This is a genomic window from Brevundimonas sp. Leaf168, assembly GCF_001423685.1.
Lineage (GTDB): Bacteria > Pseudomonadota > Alphaproteobacteria > Caulobacterales > Caulobacteraceae > Brevundimonas > Brevundimonas vesicularis_C.
Window position 1 is genome coordinate 149,851 of the sequence record NZ_LMOY01000011.1, and the last position, 14,944, is coordinate 164,794.

The following is a 14,944-nucleotide window of genomic DNA, read 5'->3' on the forward strand; positions in this document are numbered from 1 at the left end:
ACGGCCGAGCGCCGTTTGTGCAGGGCAACATATAATGCATCACCCTGCAAAAGGATTATGGGGTCGCTGCTAACCCCGCGCCATCGCCTGTTCGATGATCCTGGTCGTCTTGTCTGGACCCATTCCATAGGCGACGGCGGTGCGGAACTTTCCGTCCGGGCCCATCAGATAGACGGTCAGGGAGTGGTTCATCGTATAGCCCTCGCCCTCGCCGACCTTCTGATAGAAGGCGCGGTAGGCCTTGGCGGCGGTCGCCACCTGTTCGGGCGTGCCCGTCAGACCGATGGTCCCCTTGGGAAAGCCGTCGGATGACAGATAGTCCTTCAGCGCCTGGGGCGTGTCGCGTTCAGGGTCGATGCTGACGAAGACGATCTGCAGATTGTCCGCCTTGTCGCCCAGCCGCTGCTGCACCGCGCCCAGCTCGGCCAGGGTGGTCGGGCAGAACTCGGGGCAGTAGGTGAAGCCGAAGAAGACCAGGCTCCATTTGCCGTTCAGCATCGTCTGATCGACGGGGCGCCCATCCTGATTGACCAGTTTGAAGTCGCCGCCGACCAGGGGCTGGCCGGTCGACGTCACCTCGGCGCCGTCCGACGTGGGCGCACGACCGCTGACCACCACGACGGTGATGATGGCCAGCGCCACGGCGATGGCGATGCAGGCGCCCGCGAACAGCAGGATGGAACGACGCGGCATGACGGCCTCTCACGAAACGGATGTGATCGGTCTATAGAAGGCGTGTGACCTCGACAGAAGCCCGCATGGCGCCGCACGGCGCATCCTCTTCGGAGCCGTTGAACGGCTGGAGCGATGCGCCGCGTCGCGGTCGGGGGTTTTCGCTGCGGACCCTGATCGTTCTGCGCTGGCTGACGATCATCGGCCAGAGCGCGGCGATCCTGACGGCGCATCAGGGGCTGCATTTTCCCCTGCCGCTCTGGCCGTGCCTGATCGTGATCGCCATCAGCGCGGCGGTGAATGTGGGGGCCATGGCGCGGGTGCGCCGGCTGGAGGCCAGCCTGCCCGACGGGCGCACGACGGCGATCCATCTGGGCTTCGACATCTTCCAGCTGGGCGTGTTGCTGGGTCTGACCGGCGGGCTGGAGAACCCATTCTGCCTGCTGCTGGTCGCGCCCGTCACCATCGCGGCGGCGGCCCTGCCGGCGCGTCAGGCCCTGATGCTGGGCGTGCTGGCCCTAATCGCGGTCGGGGTGCTGTTCTTCTGGTCCGAGCCTCTGCCGTGGCGACCGCACGAGAACTTCCACCTGCCGACGCTTTATCGTCTCGGCATGGCCATGGCTTTGGTGACCGGCGTGGTCTTCACCGCCGGCTACGCCTGGCGGGTGGCGGCCGATGCGGAGAAGCTGGAGCTGGCCCTGGCGACCACCCAGGACGTGCTGCAACGCGAACAGAGGCTGGCGGCGCTGGGCGGGCTGGCGGCGGCGGCGGCGCATGAGCTTGGCACGCCGCTGGCGACCATTCAGGTGGTGGCCAAGGAGCTTCAGCGCGCCTCGGCCCCCGATAGCGACGCGGCCGAGGATGCGGCCCTGATCCTGCAACAGGCCGAACGGTGCCGGGGCATTCTGACCCAGTTGTCGCAGCAGCCCGAGGGCGACGACGCCCTCTATGCCGACGTCTCGCTGAAGGCCCTGCTGGAAGAGGTGGTGGAGCCCCACCGGGGCTTCGACCTGGCCTTTGATGTGCTGGTCAAGACGCCGCCGGGTCAGCCCGCGCCGCGCGTGCGCCGGATGCCCGAGGTGATCCACGGCCTGTCCACCCTGGTCGAGAACGCCGCCGATTTCGCCAAGACGACGGTGCGGGTCCAGGCGGTGGTGGACGCCGGCTGGATCGAGATCGAGATTCTGGACGATGGCCCGGGCTTTGCGGGGGACATCCTGCCCCGGCTGGGCGAGCCCTATGTGACCAGTCGGCCGCAGGGCAAGGCGCGCCAGGCCTTGGCCGCCCAGATCGCCGCCGCCGCCCGACCGTCCAAGTCTCGCGCCCTGGCATCTGGAACGGTCGAGCCGCCCATCGCCCCCAGCCAGGGCGGCATGGGGCTGGGCTTCTTCATCGCCCGCACCCTGCTGGAACGGACCGGCGGCTCGGTCAGCGTGGGCCAGGGCCTGCCGCAATCGGAGGCCAAGGCGGCCCCGCGTGGCGCACGCGTGGCGGTGCGCTGGGCGCGGCCGGCGCTGGAGGTCGCGGCATGAGGCGATTGGGTCGAAGCGTCGCAGGCGGAACCTTGGCCTTGACCCGCGCGCTACCCGTCCCGACTTGAAGCGGCAGGAGAGAGAAACGCATGTCAGAACTCGAAGCCCGCATCGCCGCCCTTCCTGACAAGTCCCTGCTGCTGCTGGACGACGACCAGGCCCTGCGCACCCGCATGGGGCGGGCGCTGGAGGCGCGCGGCTTTCAGGTGACGACCGCTGAATCCGTCGCCGAGGCGATGCAGCTGTTGCGCGACAAGGCGCCGGCCTTCGCCGTGCTGGACATGCGGCTTGAGGACGGCAACGGCCTGAAGATCGTCGAGGCGGTGCGCGAAAAGCGCGAGGACGCCCGCATCGTCATGGTGACCGGGTACGGCGCCATCGCCACGGCGGTCGCGGCGGTCAAGGCCGGCGCCGTCGACTATCTGTCCAAGCCCGCCGATGCCGACGATGTGGTCAAGGCCCTGCTCGCCACCGGCGACTCGCCCGAACCGCCCGAAAACCCGATGAGCGCCGACCGCGTGCGCTGGGAGCATATCCAGCGCGTCTATGAGCTGTGCGACCACAATGTCTCGGAGACGGCGCGCCGCCTGGGCATGCACCGCCGCACCCTGCAACGCATCCTTGCCAAGCGCGCGCCGCGATAGGCCGAACCCTCAGTCCTCGTCGTCGTCCTCGACCACGTCGGGGATTTCCGGGGTGACCACGGTCGGGGCGATGGTCTTGATCTCGCCCAGCTTGGCGCCGGGGAAGGCCTGGAGCACCGCCTGGACGAAGGGATTGGCCTCGACCTCGGCGCGTTCCGCGGCGCGGGCCTTCTTCTGGATCTCAATGACCGTCTCGGCTCCGCCCTGGCCGTTGGCGGCGATCAGCCAGGTGCGGCCAGTCCATTCGCGCAGGCGGGCCGACAGCTTGCGCGCCAGTTCGATGGGCGCGCCCTGGACGCTTTCATAGACGATGGCGCCGGGCTTGAACGAGACCGGCTTCACATACCGCTCCACATCCATCTGAAGTCCGACCTCGCGCTTCTCGCCGATCAGGGCGACGACCTGTTCGAAGGTCTGCGGATCGGGCAGGGCAGGCGCCATCACCGGCCGCGCGGCCACCTGCGCCGAAGTTCCGCCGCCGCTTCCACCACCGCCGCCACGCGGGGCCGAGCCGCCGCCCATCGGTTCACCGGACTGCAGCCGCTTCAGCGCCTCCTCCGGTCCCGGCAGATCGGCGGCATAGGCCAGGCGCACGATCGCCATTTCCACCGCATCGGCCGGATTGGGCGCGCGCCGCACCTCGTCCAGCGCCTTCAGCAGCATCTGCCAGGTTCGCGACAGGGTGGCCGCCGGGATGGCCGCGCCCAGAGCCGCTAGCTTCTGGGCCTGGTCGTTAGGCAGGCGGGTCGCGTTCGGCCCCAGCATCTTGGCGACGGATGCCGCATGGCAATGCTCAAGCAGGTCGTTCGTCACCTGCACCGGATCGGCGCCGAAGCCATAGAGGGTGCGGAAGCTTTCCAGCGCCTCGGGCGTACGGCCGGCCATGACGCTTTCGAACAGGGCGATGGTATGGGTCCGGTCGGCCAGACCCAGCATGTCGCGGACCGTCTCGGTCTTGACCGTCTCGCCGCGCTCGGCCTGGACCAGGGCCTGGTCCAGCAGCGACAGGCCGTCGCGCACCGACCCCTCGGCCGCGCGCGAGATCAGAGCCAGCGCGTCGGTCTCGATCTTCATGCCTTCGCGGTCTGCGATCCGGCCCAGATGCTCGACCAGGATCTCCGGCTCGACCCGACGCAGGTCGAAGCGCTGGCAGCGGCTCAGGATCGTCACCGGCACCTTGCGGATCTCGGTGGTGGCGAAGATGAATTTGGCGTGGGGCGGCGGCTCTTCCAGCGTCTTCAGCAGGGCGTTGAACGCCTGCGTCGACAGCATGTGGACCTCGTCCAGCACATAGACCTTGTAGCGCGCCTCGACGGGGGCGTAGCGGACGCTCTCCAGGATGTCGCGGACGTCGTTGACGCCGGTGTGCGACGCCGCGTCCATCTCCATCACGTCCATATGCTGGCCGGCCATGATGGCGGCGTCGTGCCGGCCGTGGGCGGTCAGGGTCAGCGACGGCTTGTCGATGACGTCGGTTTCGTTGTTCAGGGCGCGGGCCAGAAGGCGGGCGGTGGTCGTCTTGCCGACGCCGCGCACGCCCGTCAGCATGAAGGCGTGGGCGATGCGGCCCGTGGCGAAGGCGTTGGTCAGGGTGCGCACCATCGCCTCCTGACCGATCAGGTCCTCGAAGGTGCGCGGCCGGTATTTGCGCGCCAGCACCTGATAGGCGGCGCCGTCATCGACGTGAGCCGCGACTTCAGCCGGGGCAGGCTTGGTGACGACAGGCGCGGCGACCGGCTCAGGCGCCGCCGCGGCGGGTGCGCCGAACATATCTTCGGTGTTCTCGTCGCGTTCGACGACGTTGTCCTCTTCCCAGGGCGGGCCGTCGAGATTCGTGTCGCTGTCCGTCATGGGAGGAAGTCTTACAGCGGGCGAGGTCCGCAGCGAAGCGGCCGTTCACCCAAAAGGCTGGATTATCTCGGATTGGAAACGCGGCGCTAGGACTCGGTCATGCAGGCAAGTTCATCAGCCGTACGTGCTGGTACCCTCGCATCTGCAAGTCCTTAAGAATTCCAACGACGTCGGTGTATCGATTGGATGTTTTCGGCCCGACGTAGATCGGGTTCCTGACATCGAGGCCCATTTCGTACAGGCGGCGACCGATTTCACTTGCGGGAGTACGTTGAGATTTGTCGCCGTTGTACGTCGAAATCTGGACGGTTCCGTCAGGGTTGAGATCGATCTGAGCGCCGTTTGTCTGAAGCGCCGTCTCGTAACAGCCCATCGTCCGGTAGACGCTGAACCCCGTCAACTGCGGTCGCGGCTCCGCGGGCGCCGATCCACAGGCGCACAACCCCAACAATCCAAGGAGCCATACACGTCTCATAGGACGACGTTCGCAGAAGTTGTGGCGTATCACAACCGTCTGCCCTGGCGTTCAAAAAATGGCGCGCCAAACGCGCTCGAGCAGCGAGCCTCCGTGCGGCGAGCGCTAGCGCAAAAAAGAGGAAGTAGAGACCGCGACCCGAAGGGGAATTCGTTGTGGCTGCTGCCTTCCGGCCCTGACCAGATTGGCGAAACCTTCGCCCGCGATCTCCAAGCGGAGATATGACGGGTGCGGCGGTTGGAATCAAGAGCTACAAACCCGCATGGCCCATCACAACACCTTCGCCGGCAATCCGCTCGATCGGGCCGGGGACCTGAGGAATGATCCCGACTGGCTGGCCGAGCAGGCCGCCAAGCCCTACGCCCAGGCCCTGGTGCTCTGGGAAGGGCGGCTGCTGATCGAGGAGACGGGCGAGGGGCCGAGGCTGGCGTGGCTGCAGATGCGCCATGCGCGCGCTCTGGTGCGCGATCGCGAGGCGTTTCTGGGCCTGTGGAACGACGAACCCGTCTTCGCCATCGAGTTCGAAGGCTCCATCGATCCGACCGACGGGCCGCTGGCCGGGCTGGGCGCCTTTCACGAGTTGCGGGCGGCGGCGGCGATCCTGCCAGCGGCGGATGCGGCGATCGCGGGCGGGGCCAAGAGCCTGTTCGACTGGCGCCGCAAACACGGCTTCTGCGCCAACTGCGGCACGCTGAGCGAGACGGCGTCGGGCGGCTGGAAGCGGATCTGCCGGGCCTGCTCGACCGAGCATTTCCCGCGCGTCGATCCGGTCACAATCATGCTGCCGGTCTATAAGGGCGGGGCAGAGCCCATCTGCCTGCTGGGCCGGCAGGCGGCCTGGCCTGCCGGACGAATGTCGGCCCTGGCCGGGTTCCTGGAACCGGGCGAATCCATCGAGGAGGCCTGCGCCCGCGAGGTGAAGGAAGAGGCCGGCCTGACCGTGATCGCCACGGCCTATCACTCCAGCCAACCCTGGCCCTTTCCGTCGCAACTGATGATCGGCCTGATCGCGGAGGTGTCGGACGATCAGGCGCAACCGGACCAGACGGAACTGGAAGCCGTCGCCTGGCTGACGCGGGCCGAAGCGCGCGCCGTGCTGGCAGGCGAGCATCCGAGCATTCAGGCCCCGCCGCCCTTCGCCATCGCCCACAGCCTGATCAAGGCCTGGGTCGACGAGGTCTAGGCTAGCGCCCGCGCCGCCTCCAGGTCGGCGGGATTGTCGACGGACAGGGGGGCTTCGTCGATGACGGCGGCCCAGATCTGCATGCCCATTTCCAGGGCGCGCAGCTGTTCCAGCTTCTCGCGTTTTTCCAGCGGCGACGGCGGCGCGGCGCAGAAGCGGTTCAGCGCCTCACGGCGATAGCCATAGACGCCGATATGACGCCAGACGGGGGCGTCGCCGTACAGGGTCGAGCGCGTGAAATAGAGGGCGCGCGCCTGACGTTCGCCTTCGCCCAGGGCCAGCACCGCCTTGACCACGTCGGGATTGGTCCGGTCCGACCCGTCGGCCTCGGCGGCGACCAGGGTGGCGATGTCGCAGGTCGGCTCGCCGTGCAGAATGGCGGCGCAGGCGACGGCCAGACCGGGGCTGGCGAAGGGCATGTCGCCCTGGACGTTGATGACGGCGTCGAAATCGCGCTCGGGGTCGATGGCGTCCACGGCGGCGCGGATGCGGTCAGAGCCCGAGGGCAGGGCCGGGTCGGTCAGGACGGCGCGGCCGCCTGCGGCTTCCACCGCCTCGACGATTTCTGGATCGCCGGCGGCGACCACGACCGGCAGGCCCGAGGCCTCGGCCTGGCGATAGGCGCGCACGATCATCGGCGTGTCGCCGATCAGGGCCAGCGGCTTGTTCGGCAGACGGGTCGCGGCCATGCGAGCCGGTATCATTATCAACGGATTCATCGACTTCCCTGACACCTGTCTGACCCGTCGCGCGTTGGGCCGGTTGCGAAGGCGGCGCTACCGTGCCAGAGACGCCGAAGCAAGATTATGTCCGGGGCGTGTTTTCGAGGGGCCCGGCCGGCAGAGGGAAACGACCAGGCGTATGAGCGGCGATCTTAAGTGGAACAAGATTTTCGGCGCGGCTCTGGGGACGGCGTTCGTCATCCTGGTCGTCCAGCAGGCCTCGGGCCTCGTCTATCATTCGGAAGCCCCCGAAAAGATGGGCTATTTCGTCGATGCGCCGGAAGAGGCCGCCGGCGGTGAAGCCGCCGAACTGGCGCCCGACTGGGGCACGGTCCTGCCGACCGCCGATCTGGCCGCCGGCGAGGCCGCCTTCGCGCGTTGCCAGGCCTGCCATGACGCGCACCAGGGCGGCGCCGACAAGATCGGTCCGAACCTTTGGGGCGTGGTCGGCGGGCCGGTCATGCACCGTCCGGGCTTCGCCTATTCCGACGCCATGGCCAAGCACAAGGCCGAGGCGCCGACCTGGGGCTATGACCAGATCAACAGCTTCATCACGGCCCCGGCCAAATACGTGCCCGGCACCAAGATGTCCTTCGCCGGCATCCGCGACACCCAGACGCGCATCAATCTGATCGCCTGGCTGCGCACTCAGGGCTCGAGCGGCTTCGCCATCCCGGCGCCGGATCCCACACGTCAGCCTGGTGCAGCCGCGCCGGCCGCCGGCGCGCCTGGTGCGGGCGAGGCCCCGGTGACCGAGGGCGCCGCAGCGACCGAAGCGACCGGAACCACCCCGGCCGCCGGCGCCCCCGCCGCGTCTCAGGCGACCCCGGCGGCCCCGCCCGCCGCGACGGCGTCTGCGCCGCCCAACACCTGATCGCTGCGGCGATGAACGACAAAAGGGCGGCCCGACGGGCCGCCCTTCTTCGTTTCGCGATGAGCGCTCGGCTCAGAGGATCTGCGCGGCCTCGTCGAACGACAGGCGCGGTGAGCGTGGAAAAAGGTTCTCGTCCGAGCCATAGCCGAGGTTGAGGATATAGTTCGGCTCCACATTGCTGTCGGGGAAGAACTCGGCCTTCACGCCGGCGGCGTCGAAGCCGGACATCGGGCCGACATCCAGGCCCAGGGCGCGGGCGGCGATGGTTAGATAGCCGCCCTGCAGCGAGGCGTTGCGGAAGGCGGTCTCTCGCCGGCCGGCCTCGTCTGCGAACCAGGCCTTGGCGCCCGGCGCGTGGGGGAACAGGGCGTCGAGATGGTCGTGGAAGTCCATGTCCTGACCGACGATCACCGTCACCGGGGCCCGCTGCGTCTTGTCGCGATTGCCTTCGCTCATCAGCGGGATGAGGCGGGCCTTGGCCTCGGGCGAGGTGATGAAGACGAAGCGGGCCGGCGATCCGTTGACCGCCGTGGGCCCGAACTTGGTCAGGTCATACAGCTTGCGCAGCAGTTCCGGCGCAACGGGGCGGTCGGTCCAGCCGTTGCGCGTGCGCGCCTCGGTGAACAGTTGCGACAGGGCGGCGTCCGACAGCGGGACGTCGCGTTGATGACTAGCGTCATAGGCCATGGGAATGCGTTCCTGACTTAAATAGCAACGAGTACGGGTGCTAATTAGGGTGTTTTGCAACAGCCGCAAGCGCCAATCCCGAAAGGCTGGGTTTCGATATCACGCACCGAGCACAACCCCTCTGTCGCCCGAGCTTTGTTCGCCCTATCTAGAGGGCATGAAAGATCTGACCCAACTGATGCAGCAGGCGCAGGCGATGCAGCAAAAGCTGCAGGACGCCCAGGCCAGGATGGCCGAAACCACAGCCGAGGGTTCCTCCGGCGGCGGCCTCGTCTCAGTGTCCCTGAAGGGCCCTGGCGAGATTACGGCCATCAAGATCGACGACAGTCTGCTGACGCCGGGCGAGGGCGAGATCCTGGTCGATCTGATCGTCGCCGCCCATGCCGACGCCAAGCGCAAGCTGGATGAGCAGAACAACGCCCTGATGCGCGAGGCCGCAGGCCCCATGGCCGGGATGAACATTCCCGGAATGCCGAAACTGTTCTGATGGCCGCCTCCGCCGGTCCGGAGATCGAACGGCTGATCTCCCTTCTCGCCAAACTGCCGGGTCTGGGTCCGCGCTCGGCGCGGCGTGCGGCGCTGGCTCTATTGAAGCGGCGCGAGCAGTTGCTGGTGCCGCTGGCGGCGTCGCTGGCCGAGACGGCGGAAAAGGTCGTGTCGTGCTCGGTTTGCGGCGCGCCGGATACGCGCGACCCCTGCGCCATCTGTTCGGATGGAGCGCGAGACAACGGTCTGATCTGCGTGGTCGAGGAGGCCGGCGCCCTGTGGGCGATGGAGCGATCCGGCGCCTTTCGCGGCAAATATCATGTGCTGGGCGGACTGCTGTCCGCGCTCGACGGTGTCGGACCCGAGCATCTGCGGGTCACCGAACTGGTCGGGCGCGTAAGGGGCGGGGGCGTGCGCGAGGTCGTGCTGGCCCTGCCGGCCACGGTCGATGGCCAGACGACCGCCCACTATGTCGCCGAGCGGATCGCCGGACCAGATGTGGAGATCACCTCGCTAGCGCGAGGAGTGCCGGTTGGCGGCGAACTCGACTGGCTGGACGACGGCACCATCGTCCAGGCCCTTCGCGCCCGCCGCCCGGCCTGACCGAATTAGTTCGAAGGCACCGTCGGGGCGTTGACGTTCGGCGCTTCGCCCGTGGGTGTGGCGACGGCGCGGCCCGTCGAATCCGTTGGCGCGTCGGCGGCGGGCGGCGTCTGGCTGTCGCCCGCGAACGCCTGGGTCTCGGCGGCGGCGGCCTCAGGACCCGTCTCAGCGTTCTTGGCGTTGAAAGCGCCGTTGGTCACGAACCACAGTCCCAACAGCAGCACCGCGGCGGCGAGGGTCGAAACCGCCAGGATGACGGCGATGCGCGGGTTCTTGCGGCCGCTGCGCACCAGTTCGGCGTCGACCGGCCGGCCGTCGTGCACCGCATCGGCGGCGGTGTCGTGGCGGTGGGGCTTTTCCGGGGTCATAGGCGGGTCCTTCGTGCAAATGGCTGAGACACCAACGTCATCGCAACGGCGACGTTCCGGACAAGCGGCGCCGGAAGGGCCCCGCTTCTCATTGAAGGCGACTCCCGTTAGGAACGGAGCATGAACATGCTTGTGCCGATCCTCGCTGTCCTGGCCGCCGCGTTCGCGGGCGGTTTTCTGTGGGCCTATATGGGCTGGCAGAAGACGAGCGGCGCGCTGGCGGCGGCCGAGGCCCGCATCGATCTGGTCGAGGAAAGCCGTGTGACCATGGGCGAACTGCTCAAGGCCCAAGCCGCGCAGTCGGCCCAGGTCGTGGCGGATCAGATGGTCAGTCGCGCGACCGAGACCTTCCGCGCCCAGGACCAGCTGGCGCGCGAGCGGATGGCCGCCCAGCTGAAACCTGTCGCCGACACACTGACTAAGTTCCAGGAGCATGTCGCCGCGTTGGAGAAGACGCGCTCCGAAGAGACCGGGGGCCTGCGCGAACAACTGGCCCAGCTGATGACGGCCTCGTCCGCCACGCGCGACGAGGCGCGCAAGCTGACCGAGGCCTTGCGCGGCAATACGGGCCGTCGCGGCCGCTGGGGCGAGCAGACCTGCCGCAACGTTCTGGAGGCCGCTGGCATGGCGGGGCGGTTCGACTTCACCGAACAGACGTCCAGCGCCGACGACGAGGGCCGTCAGAACCGGCCCGACTTCATCGTCCGCCTGCCCGGCGGCGGCATGTTCGTGATCGACGCCAAGGTCCCACTGGCCTTCGACGACGGGGAGGGCGACGAAGAGGCGCGCGCCCGCTCGGTCGGCCTGCGCACCGCCGCCAGCCTGAAGACCCATGTGCGCCAGCTGTCGTCCAAGGCCTATCAGGACCAGTTCAAGCCCAGCCCGGATTTCGTCGTCCTGTTCATGCCCGGCGATGCGTTCCTGGTCACGGCTCTGGACCATGAGCCGGATTTGATGACCCAGGCGATGGCCTCGCGCGTCGTCATCGTCACCCCTTCGACCCTGTTCGCCCTGTGCAAGGCCGTCGCCTATGGCTGGCGCGCGGAAGAGCAGGCGGCCAACGCCGACAAGGTCGCCGCCCTGGGCCGCGAACTCTACAAGCGGCTGTCGGTCATGGGCGGTCATGCCTCAGCCGTCGGACGCGCCCTGGACACGGCCGTCGGCAAGTACAATCAGTTTGTCGGTTCGCTTGAGAGCCAGGTCATGGTCTCCGCTCGCCGGTTCGAGGATTTGCAGGTCGATCACGAGGGCAAGGCCTTGCCGGATCTGACGCCGGTCGAAACCGCGCCCCGCGCCATCGCCCGTCCCGAACTGATCGCCGCCGCCAAGGTCGAGTGAGGCGTCTTTTCATGGAAAGGGCGCTTGACAGCGCTGGGGTCGTGATGTCAATGTAGCTTGTCAATAGGACAAGGGGTGTTGACTGATGCGCAAGTGGCGGCCGGTAATCAAGGCGACGGTGATCACGTTCGGCGGCGGCCTGCTGTTCGCCTTCCTCGGCGGCATAGCGGTCGGTTACGCCTCCAGTTCGGGATGGATCGCGCCCGAGATGGGCGAACTGATCGTGACCGCAGTCTTCGCCGCCGCCATCATGGCCGGCGCCCTGTGGATCGGCGCCGAATGGATGCGTGTGATCGACGAGGCTGCGCGGGAGGCGCACAAGGCAGCCTGGTACTGGGGTGGCACGGCCGGCATGTGCGTCAGCGGCGTCGGCCTGATCCTGTCCTCGGCCGGGCCGTGGCGTGACATCATCGCGCGTGAAATCGGCTCAGGCGGCTCGCCCATCGACTATGTGTCCGCCGGCGCCGCCTTGATGATCGCCCCCATGCTGATCGGCTATACCGTCGTCTGGGTTTGGTGGTGGCTGGCGCGGATGCGGGGCTGAGCCATGAACAACCGTCTCAAGGTCCTGCGCGCCGAGCGCGATTGGAGCCAGGCGCAGCTGGCCGAACATCTGGGCGTATCACGTCAGACCGTGAACGCGCTGGAGACCGGCCGTTACGACCCCTCCCTGCCGCTGGCCTTCAAGATCGCGCGCGTCTTCGGCCAGCCCATCGAGTCCATCTTCTCGGACGATCAGGCCTGATCGGTCCTTCTTCTCCTTCATTTTCGACAACAACGAGACCTTTCATGACCTTCACTGATCGCCTTCTGTCGTCCGTTTCCAGCCTGGCGCGCGGCGCCGTGGGCGTCGCCGGCGGCCTGGCGCTATTCGTCGCCATCGCGGGCGTCCCGGCCGACGCCCTGGCCCAGACCGCCGCGCCTGCTGCGCCCGCGCCCATCCAGGGCGAAGGCCCCGCCCTGTGGGTGGTCAAGGATGCGGATTCGACCCTGTATCTGTTCGGCTCGGTCCATGTGCTTCGCCCGACGACCGGCTGGGCCAGCCCCCGCGTCGAGGCCGCCTTCGACAGCGCGTCGGACATCTGGTTCGAGATCAGCAATCCCGACGACCAGGCCGCCATCATGCCGCTGATCCAGCAGCACGGCCTGTCGCCCGAGACACCCCTGTCCAGCCGCCTGACGCCGGAAGAAAACGCCGAACTGGACGCGGCCGCCCAGGCCATGGGCGCCTCGGCCGCCCAGCTTCAGCCGATGAAACCCTGGTTGGCGGCGCTCAGCCTGTCGGTCGCGCCGCTGATCAAGGCCGGCTACGATCCCAAGTCGGGCGTCGAACTGGTGCTGAAGGCGCGGGCCGAGGCGGCGGGCAAGCCGATCCACGGCTTTGAGACCATCGACAAACAGATCGGCATCCTGGCCGGCCTGCCCGACGACGTCCAACTGGTCTTCCTGCGCGAGACGCTGAAGGACTACGAGAACGCCGCCACCAAGCTGGATGAAATGGTCGAGGCTTGGGCCCGAGGCGACGTCGCGACGCTGGACCGCGTCACGATCGCGGAAATGAAGGAGGCCTCGCCGGCGCTGTATCAGGCCGTTCTGGTCGATCGGAACACCGACTGGGCCAACCAGATCCAAACCCTGCTCGAAGGCTCCGGCACCGCCTTCATCGCCGTCGGCGCCGCCCACCTGACCGGCGACGACAGCGTCCAGGCCATCCTGCAAAAGCGCGGCGTGACGGTCGAAGCGGCGCAATAACCTCTGCCTTGAGCGCGGCTGCTGCGGCGGCTAGAACAACGAACGCCGGAGCGCGCGCACGCCGCTCCGGCGTTTTTTCTGTGCGGGTGTAGTTCAGAGGTAGAACGTCAGCTTCCCAAGCTGAATGTCAGGGGTTCGATTCCCCTCACCCGCTCCAATCCCGATCCTTGACGCGTTGTCGCATTGGCCATGAAGCGGCGCCATCGCCTGCGGCCACTCTATTTTGTGTGCCATTGTGAAACAGTGCGCTAGCGGTGGTTGTCCCGAGATAGGACGCTACGGACGCGCGTGGTCGTCCCCGAAATACCCTGCCTGGCGTCGCCGCCCGAGCCGCACCGAACACGGTGACAAAGTTCGGCGAACGCCGCGCCCTTGCGGCGGCCTGACGCACAACGCCGTTCAGCAAACACATTGCATACCGCCGCTCTTAGGCGTAAAGCGGCCTCCGTTAACTGATTGTTAACCAAAGCCTGCCCGTCGCCGAACGTCTCGATTCGGAGTGGCATGGCTTTTGGAAGGGGTGGGGCGAACCGTCAGGGGTGACGGGCCGTCCTGGGGACGGAAACGGGGTTGGGCAATGCAGAATTCTTCGAGGCCTTTGCGCGCGTCGGTCCGCCGGCTGAGCGGCGTCGTTGCGCTGATCGTATCCGCCGTCGCATCGCCGACCCTAGCAAAGCCTGTCGCTGACAACCTCGACGTGGGCAAGACGCTGAATGTCACCGTCACCGGCCGCATCGTCCCGCGCTGCGAGATCCAGGGCGGGGGCGACATCGACTTCGGCGAACTGACGGGGGGCGAGCGCGCCACGGCCCTGTTCGGCCTGGACTGCAACGTGCCGTTCGACCTGGGCGTCACCTCGGCGCGCGGCGGCCTGGCCCATGCGACCAAGCCCCAGGGCGAGGGTCCCTTCTCGGGCGTGCTGCCCTATGACGTGACCCTGACCGTCCCGACCCTGCGGCCCGAGCCGCGCACCGTCCGCGCCAGCTTCAGCAGCGTCGACCATACCGGCGTGCTGTCCAGCGGCGACGGCATCGCCGCCGGCGGCGGCAAGATCGAATTCCGCACGCGACAGCCCGCCGGGGCTGGACTGCTGGCTGGACAGTATTCGGAAACATTGACTGTGACGGTAACGCCGCGCGTCTGACTGTTTCCGTACACTTCGTCACAATACTGAAGAATTCAGTTTGGCTTATGCTGAAAGCAGAAATGGCCTATGCTTGACTTGAGTAAAAGTGCGTATTCGGCTTACTGGGGAATCGTTCCGAATTCATCCCTAACGGCGTTTTTTATTGTTGACTGACTTGTTAACCGGGCGTTAAGTTCCCGCCGATCGGACGGGGAGGGATGACCGCCCTGATCGACTTTTTTTCGCGAAATCCTTCGCTTGGAGAGACTGCTATGAAGAAGTTTGCTGCTCTGATGGCCGGCGTCGCCGCCATCGCCACCGCCGGCGCCGCCTCGGCCGACCCCATCTACCAAGGCTCGGCCACGGGCTCGGTCACCATTCCGTTCGTGGGCACCCTGTCGGGCACCAGCACCAACCCCTTCCTGGTTGGCGCGATCGACCTGATCGTGAACCCCGGCGTCAACAGCAACATCTCGCTGTTCACCGTCTCGGGCGGTTCGGCCGGCAACAACGGCCAAGCCATCGGCAACGACGGCGCGACCTTCACCCTGAAGGGCGCCGTGTCGACGGACTGCGCCTACTACACCGGCAACGCCTCGACCACGATCGACTTCGGCACCATCGGCATCTA

At 67.3% G+C, this 14,944-nt stretch carries 17 protein-coding genes, 1 tRNA gene and 1 other RNA gene; 13 read left to right on the plus strand and 6 right to left on the minus strand.

The features are described from left to right. Positions 1 to 69 precede the first annotated feature (69 nt). On the minus strand, positions 70 to 693 hold the full coding sequence (locus ASF81_RS12325) for an SCO family protein (RefSeq protein WP_055808968.1): 624 nt from the start codon (positions 691 to 693) through the stop codon (positions 70 to 72). Between the two features lie 44 nt (positions 694 to 737). Between ASF81_RS12325 and ASF81_RS12330 the strand changes: the two genes are divergently transcribed. Next, complete coding sequence (locus ASF81_RS12330; RefSeq protein ID WP_235559364.1) at positions 738 to 2,204, plus strand: ActS/PrrB/RegB family redox-sensitive histidine kinase; 1,467 nt, start codon at positions 738 to 740, stop codon at positions 2,202 to 2,204. Positions 2,205 to 2,293: 89 nt separating this feature from the next. Continuing rightward, on the plus strand, positions 2,294 to 2,848 hold the full coding sequence (locus ASF81_RS12335) for an ActR/PrrA/RegA family redox response regulator transcription factor (RefSeq protein WP_055754444.1): 555 nt from the start codon (positions 2,294 to 2,296) through the stop codon (positions 2,846 to 2,848). Positions 2,849 to 2,857: 9 nt separating this feature from the next. Here ASF81_RS12335 and ASF81_RS12340 read toward each other — a convergent pair whose 3' ends face one another. Both ASF81_RS12340 and ffs read right to left on the minus strand, forming a co-directional pair. Further along, positions 2,858 to 4,699 carry a DNA polymerase III subunit gamma/tau gene (locus ASF81_RS12340; RefSeq protein WP_055808972.1) on the minus strand — a complete coding sequence of 614 codons (1,842 nt, stop codon included), beginning with the start codon at positions 4,697 to 4,699 and terminating at the stop codon, positions 2,858 to 2,860. A 594-nt stretch (positions 4,700 to 5,293) separates the two neighbouring features. Continuing rightward, positions 5,294 to 5,389, minus strand: an RNA gene (gene ffs / locus ASF81_RS14900) — signal recognition particle sRNA small type. 47 nt (positions 5,390 to 5,436) lie between these two features. Between ffs and nudC the strand changes: the two genes are divergently transcribed. Beyond that, a complete protein-coding gene (gene nudC, locus ASF81_RS12350; RefSeq protein WP_055808976.1) occupies positions 5,437 to 6,357 on the plus strand; it encodes an NAD(+) diphosphatase in 921 nt (306 codons plus the stop codon). Here the strand turns inward: nudC and ASF81_RS12355 are convergent. Continuing rightward, complete coding sequence (locus ASF81_RS12355; RefSeq protein WP_082503561.1) at positions 6,354 to 7,076, minus strand: 3-deoxy-manno-octulosonate cytidylyltransferase; 723 nt, start codon at positions 7,074 to 7,076, stop codon at positions 6,354 to 6,356. The genes nudC and ASF81_RS12355 overlap by 4 nt on opposite strands. A 142-nt stretch (positions 7,077 to 7,218) precedes the next feature. Between ASF81_RS12355 and ASF81_RS12360 the strand changes: the two genes are divergently transcribed. Further along, entirely contained in the window at positions 7,219 to 7,953 is a 735-nt protein-coding gene (locus tag ASF81_RS12360; protein WP_055808980.1) for a cytochrome c family protein, read from the plus strand. 72 nt (positions 7,954 to 8,025) lie between these two features. Here the strand turns inward: ASF81_RS12360 and ASF81_RS12365 are convergent, their stop codons facing one another. Next, complete coding sequence (locus ASF81_RS12365) at positions 8,026 to 8,640, minus strand: malonic semialdehyde reductase (RefSeq protein ID WP_055808982.1); 615 nt, start codon at positions 8,638 to 8,640, stop codon at positions 8,026 to 8,028. Positions 8,641 to 8,797: 157 nt separating this feature from the next. On the opposite strand from ASF81_RS12365, the gene ASF81_RS12370 reads away from it, so the two are divergent. Both ASF81_RS12370 and recR read left to right on the plus strand, forming a co-directional pair. After that, positions 8,798 to 9,127, plus strand: a complete 330-nt coding sequence (locus tag ASF81_RS12370) for a YbaB/EbfC family nucleoid-associated protein (RefSeq protein WP_055808984.1) — start codon at positions 8,798 to 8,800, stop codon at positions 9,125 to 9,127. Then, the gene (gene recR / locus ASF81_RS12375) at positions 9,127 to 9,729 is read left to right on the plus strand and encodes a recombination mediator RecR (protein ID WP_055808986.1); all 603 of its coding nucleotides are present in this window, start codon (positions 9,127 to 9,129) and stop codon (positions 9,727 to 9,729) included. Before ASF81_RS12370 ends, recR begins: the two co-directional genes overlap by 1 nt. 5 nt (positions 9,730 to 9,734) lie before the next feature. Here recR and ASF81_RS12380 read toward each other — a convergent pair whose 3' ends face one another. Then, positions 9,735 to 10,097: a hypothetical protein gene (locus ASF81_RS12380; protein WP_055754450.1), complete on the minus strand. Its 363-nt coding sequence runs from the start codon at positions 10,095 to 10,097 to the stop codon at positions 9,735 to 9,737. A gap of 120 nt (positions 10,098 to 10,217) precedes the next feature. On the opposite strand from ASF81_RS12380, the gene ASF81_RS12385 reads away from it, so the two are divergent. The 7 genes from ASF81_RS12385 to ASF81_RS12415 all read left to right on the plus strand — a co-directional run. After that, complete coding sequence (locus ASF81_RS12385) at positions 10,218 to 11,435, plus strand: DNA recombination protein RmuC (RefSeq protein ID WP_055808988.1); 1,218 nt, start codon at positions 10,218 to 10,220, stop codon at positions 11,433 to 11,435. Positions 11,436 to 11,520: 85 nt separating this feature from the next. Beyond that, positions 11,521 to 11,979, plus strand: coding sequence for a hypothetical protein (locus ASF81_RS12390; RefSeq protein WP_055808990.1), 459 nt, complete (start codon positions 11,521 to 11,523; stop codon positions 11,977 to 11,979). A gap of 3 nt (positions 11,980 to 11,982) precedes the next feature. Then, complete coding sequence (locus ASF81_RS12395) at positions 11,983 to 12,180, plus strand: helix-turn-helix transcriptional regulator (RefSeq protein ID WP_055754453.1); 198 nt, start codon at positions 11,983 to 11,985, stop codon at positions 12,178 to 12,180. Between the two features lie 44 nt (positions 12,181 to 12,224). After that, the gene (locus ASF81_RS12400) at positions 12,225 to 13,187 is read left to right on the plus strand and encodes a TraB/GumN family protein (protein ID WP_082503562.1); all 963 of its coding nucleotides are present in this window, start codon (positions 12,225 to 12,227) and stop codon (positions 13,185 to 13,187) included. Positions 13,188 to 13,269: 82 nt separating this feature from the next. Continuing rightward, positions 13,270 to 13,344 (plus strand) — tRNA-Gly (locus tag ASF81_RS12405). Between the two features lie 540 nt (positions 13,345 to 13,884). Further along, positions 13,885 to 14,331, plus strand: coding sequence for a hypothetical protein (locus ASF81_RS12410; RefSeq protein ID WP_156363253.1), 447 nt, complete (start codon positions 13,885 to 13,887; stop codon positions 14,329 to 14,331). A gap of 254 nt (positions 14,332 to 14,585) precedes the next feature. After that, positions 14,586 to 14,944, plus strand: a 359-nt coding sequence (locus ASF81_RS12415; protein ID WP_156363255.1) for a hypothetical protein, incomplete at its 3' end; no start/stop codon positions are given.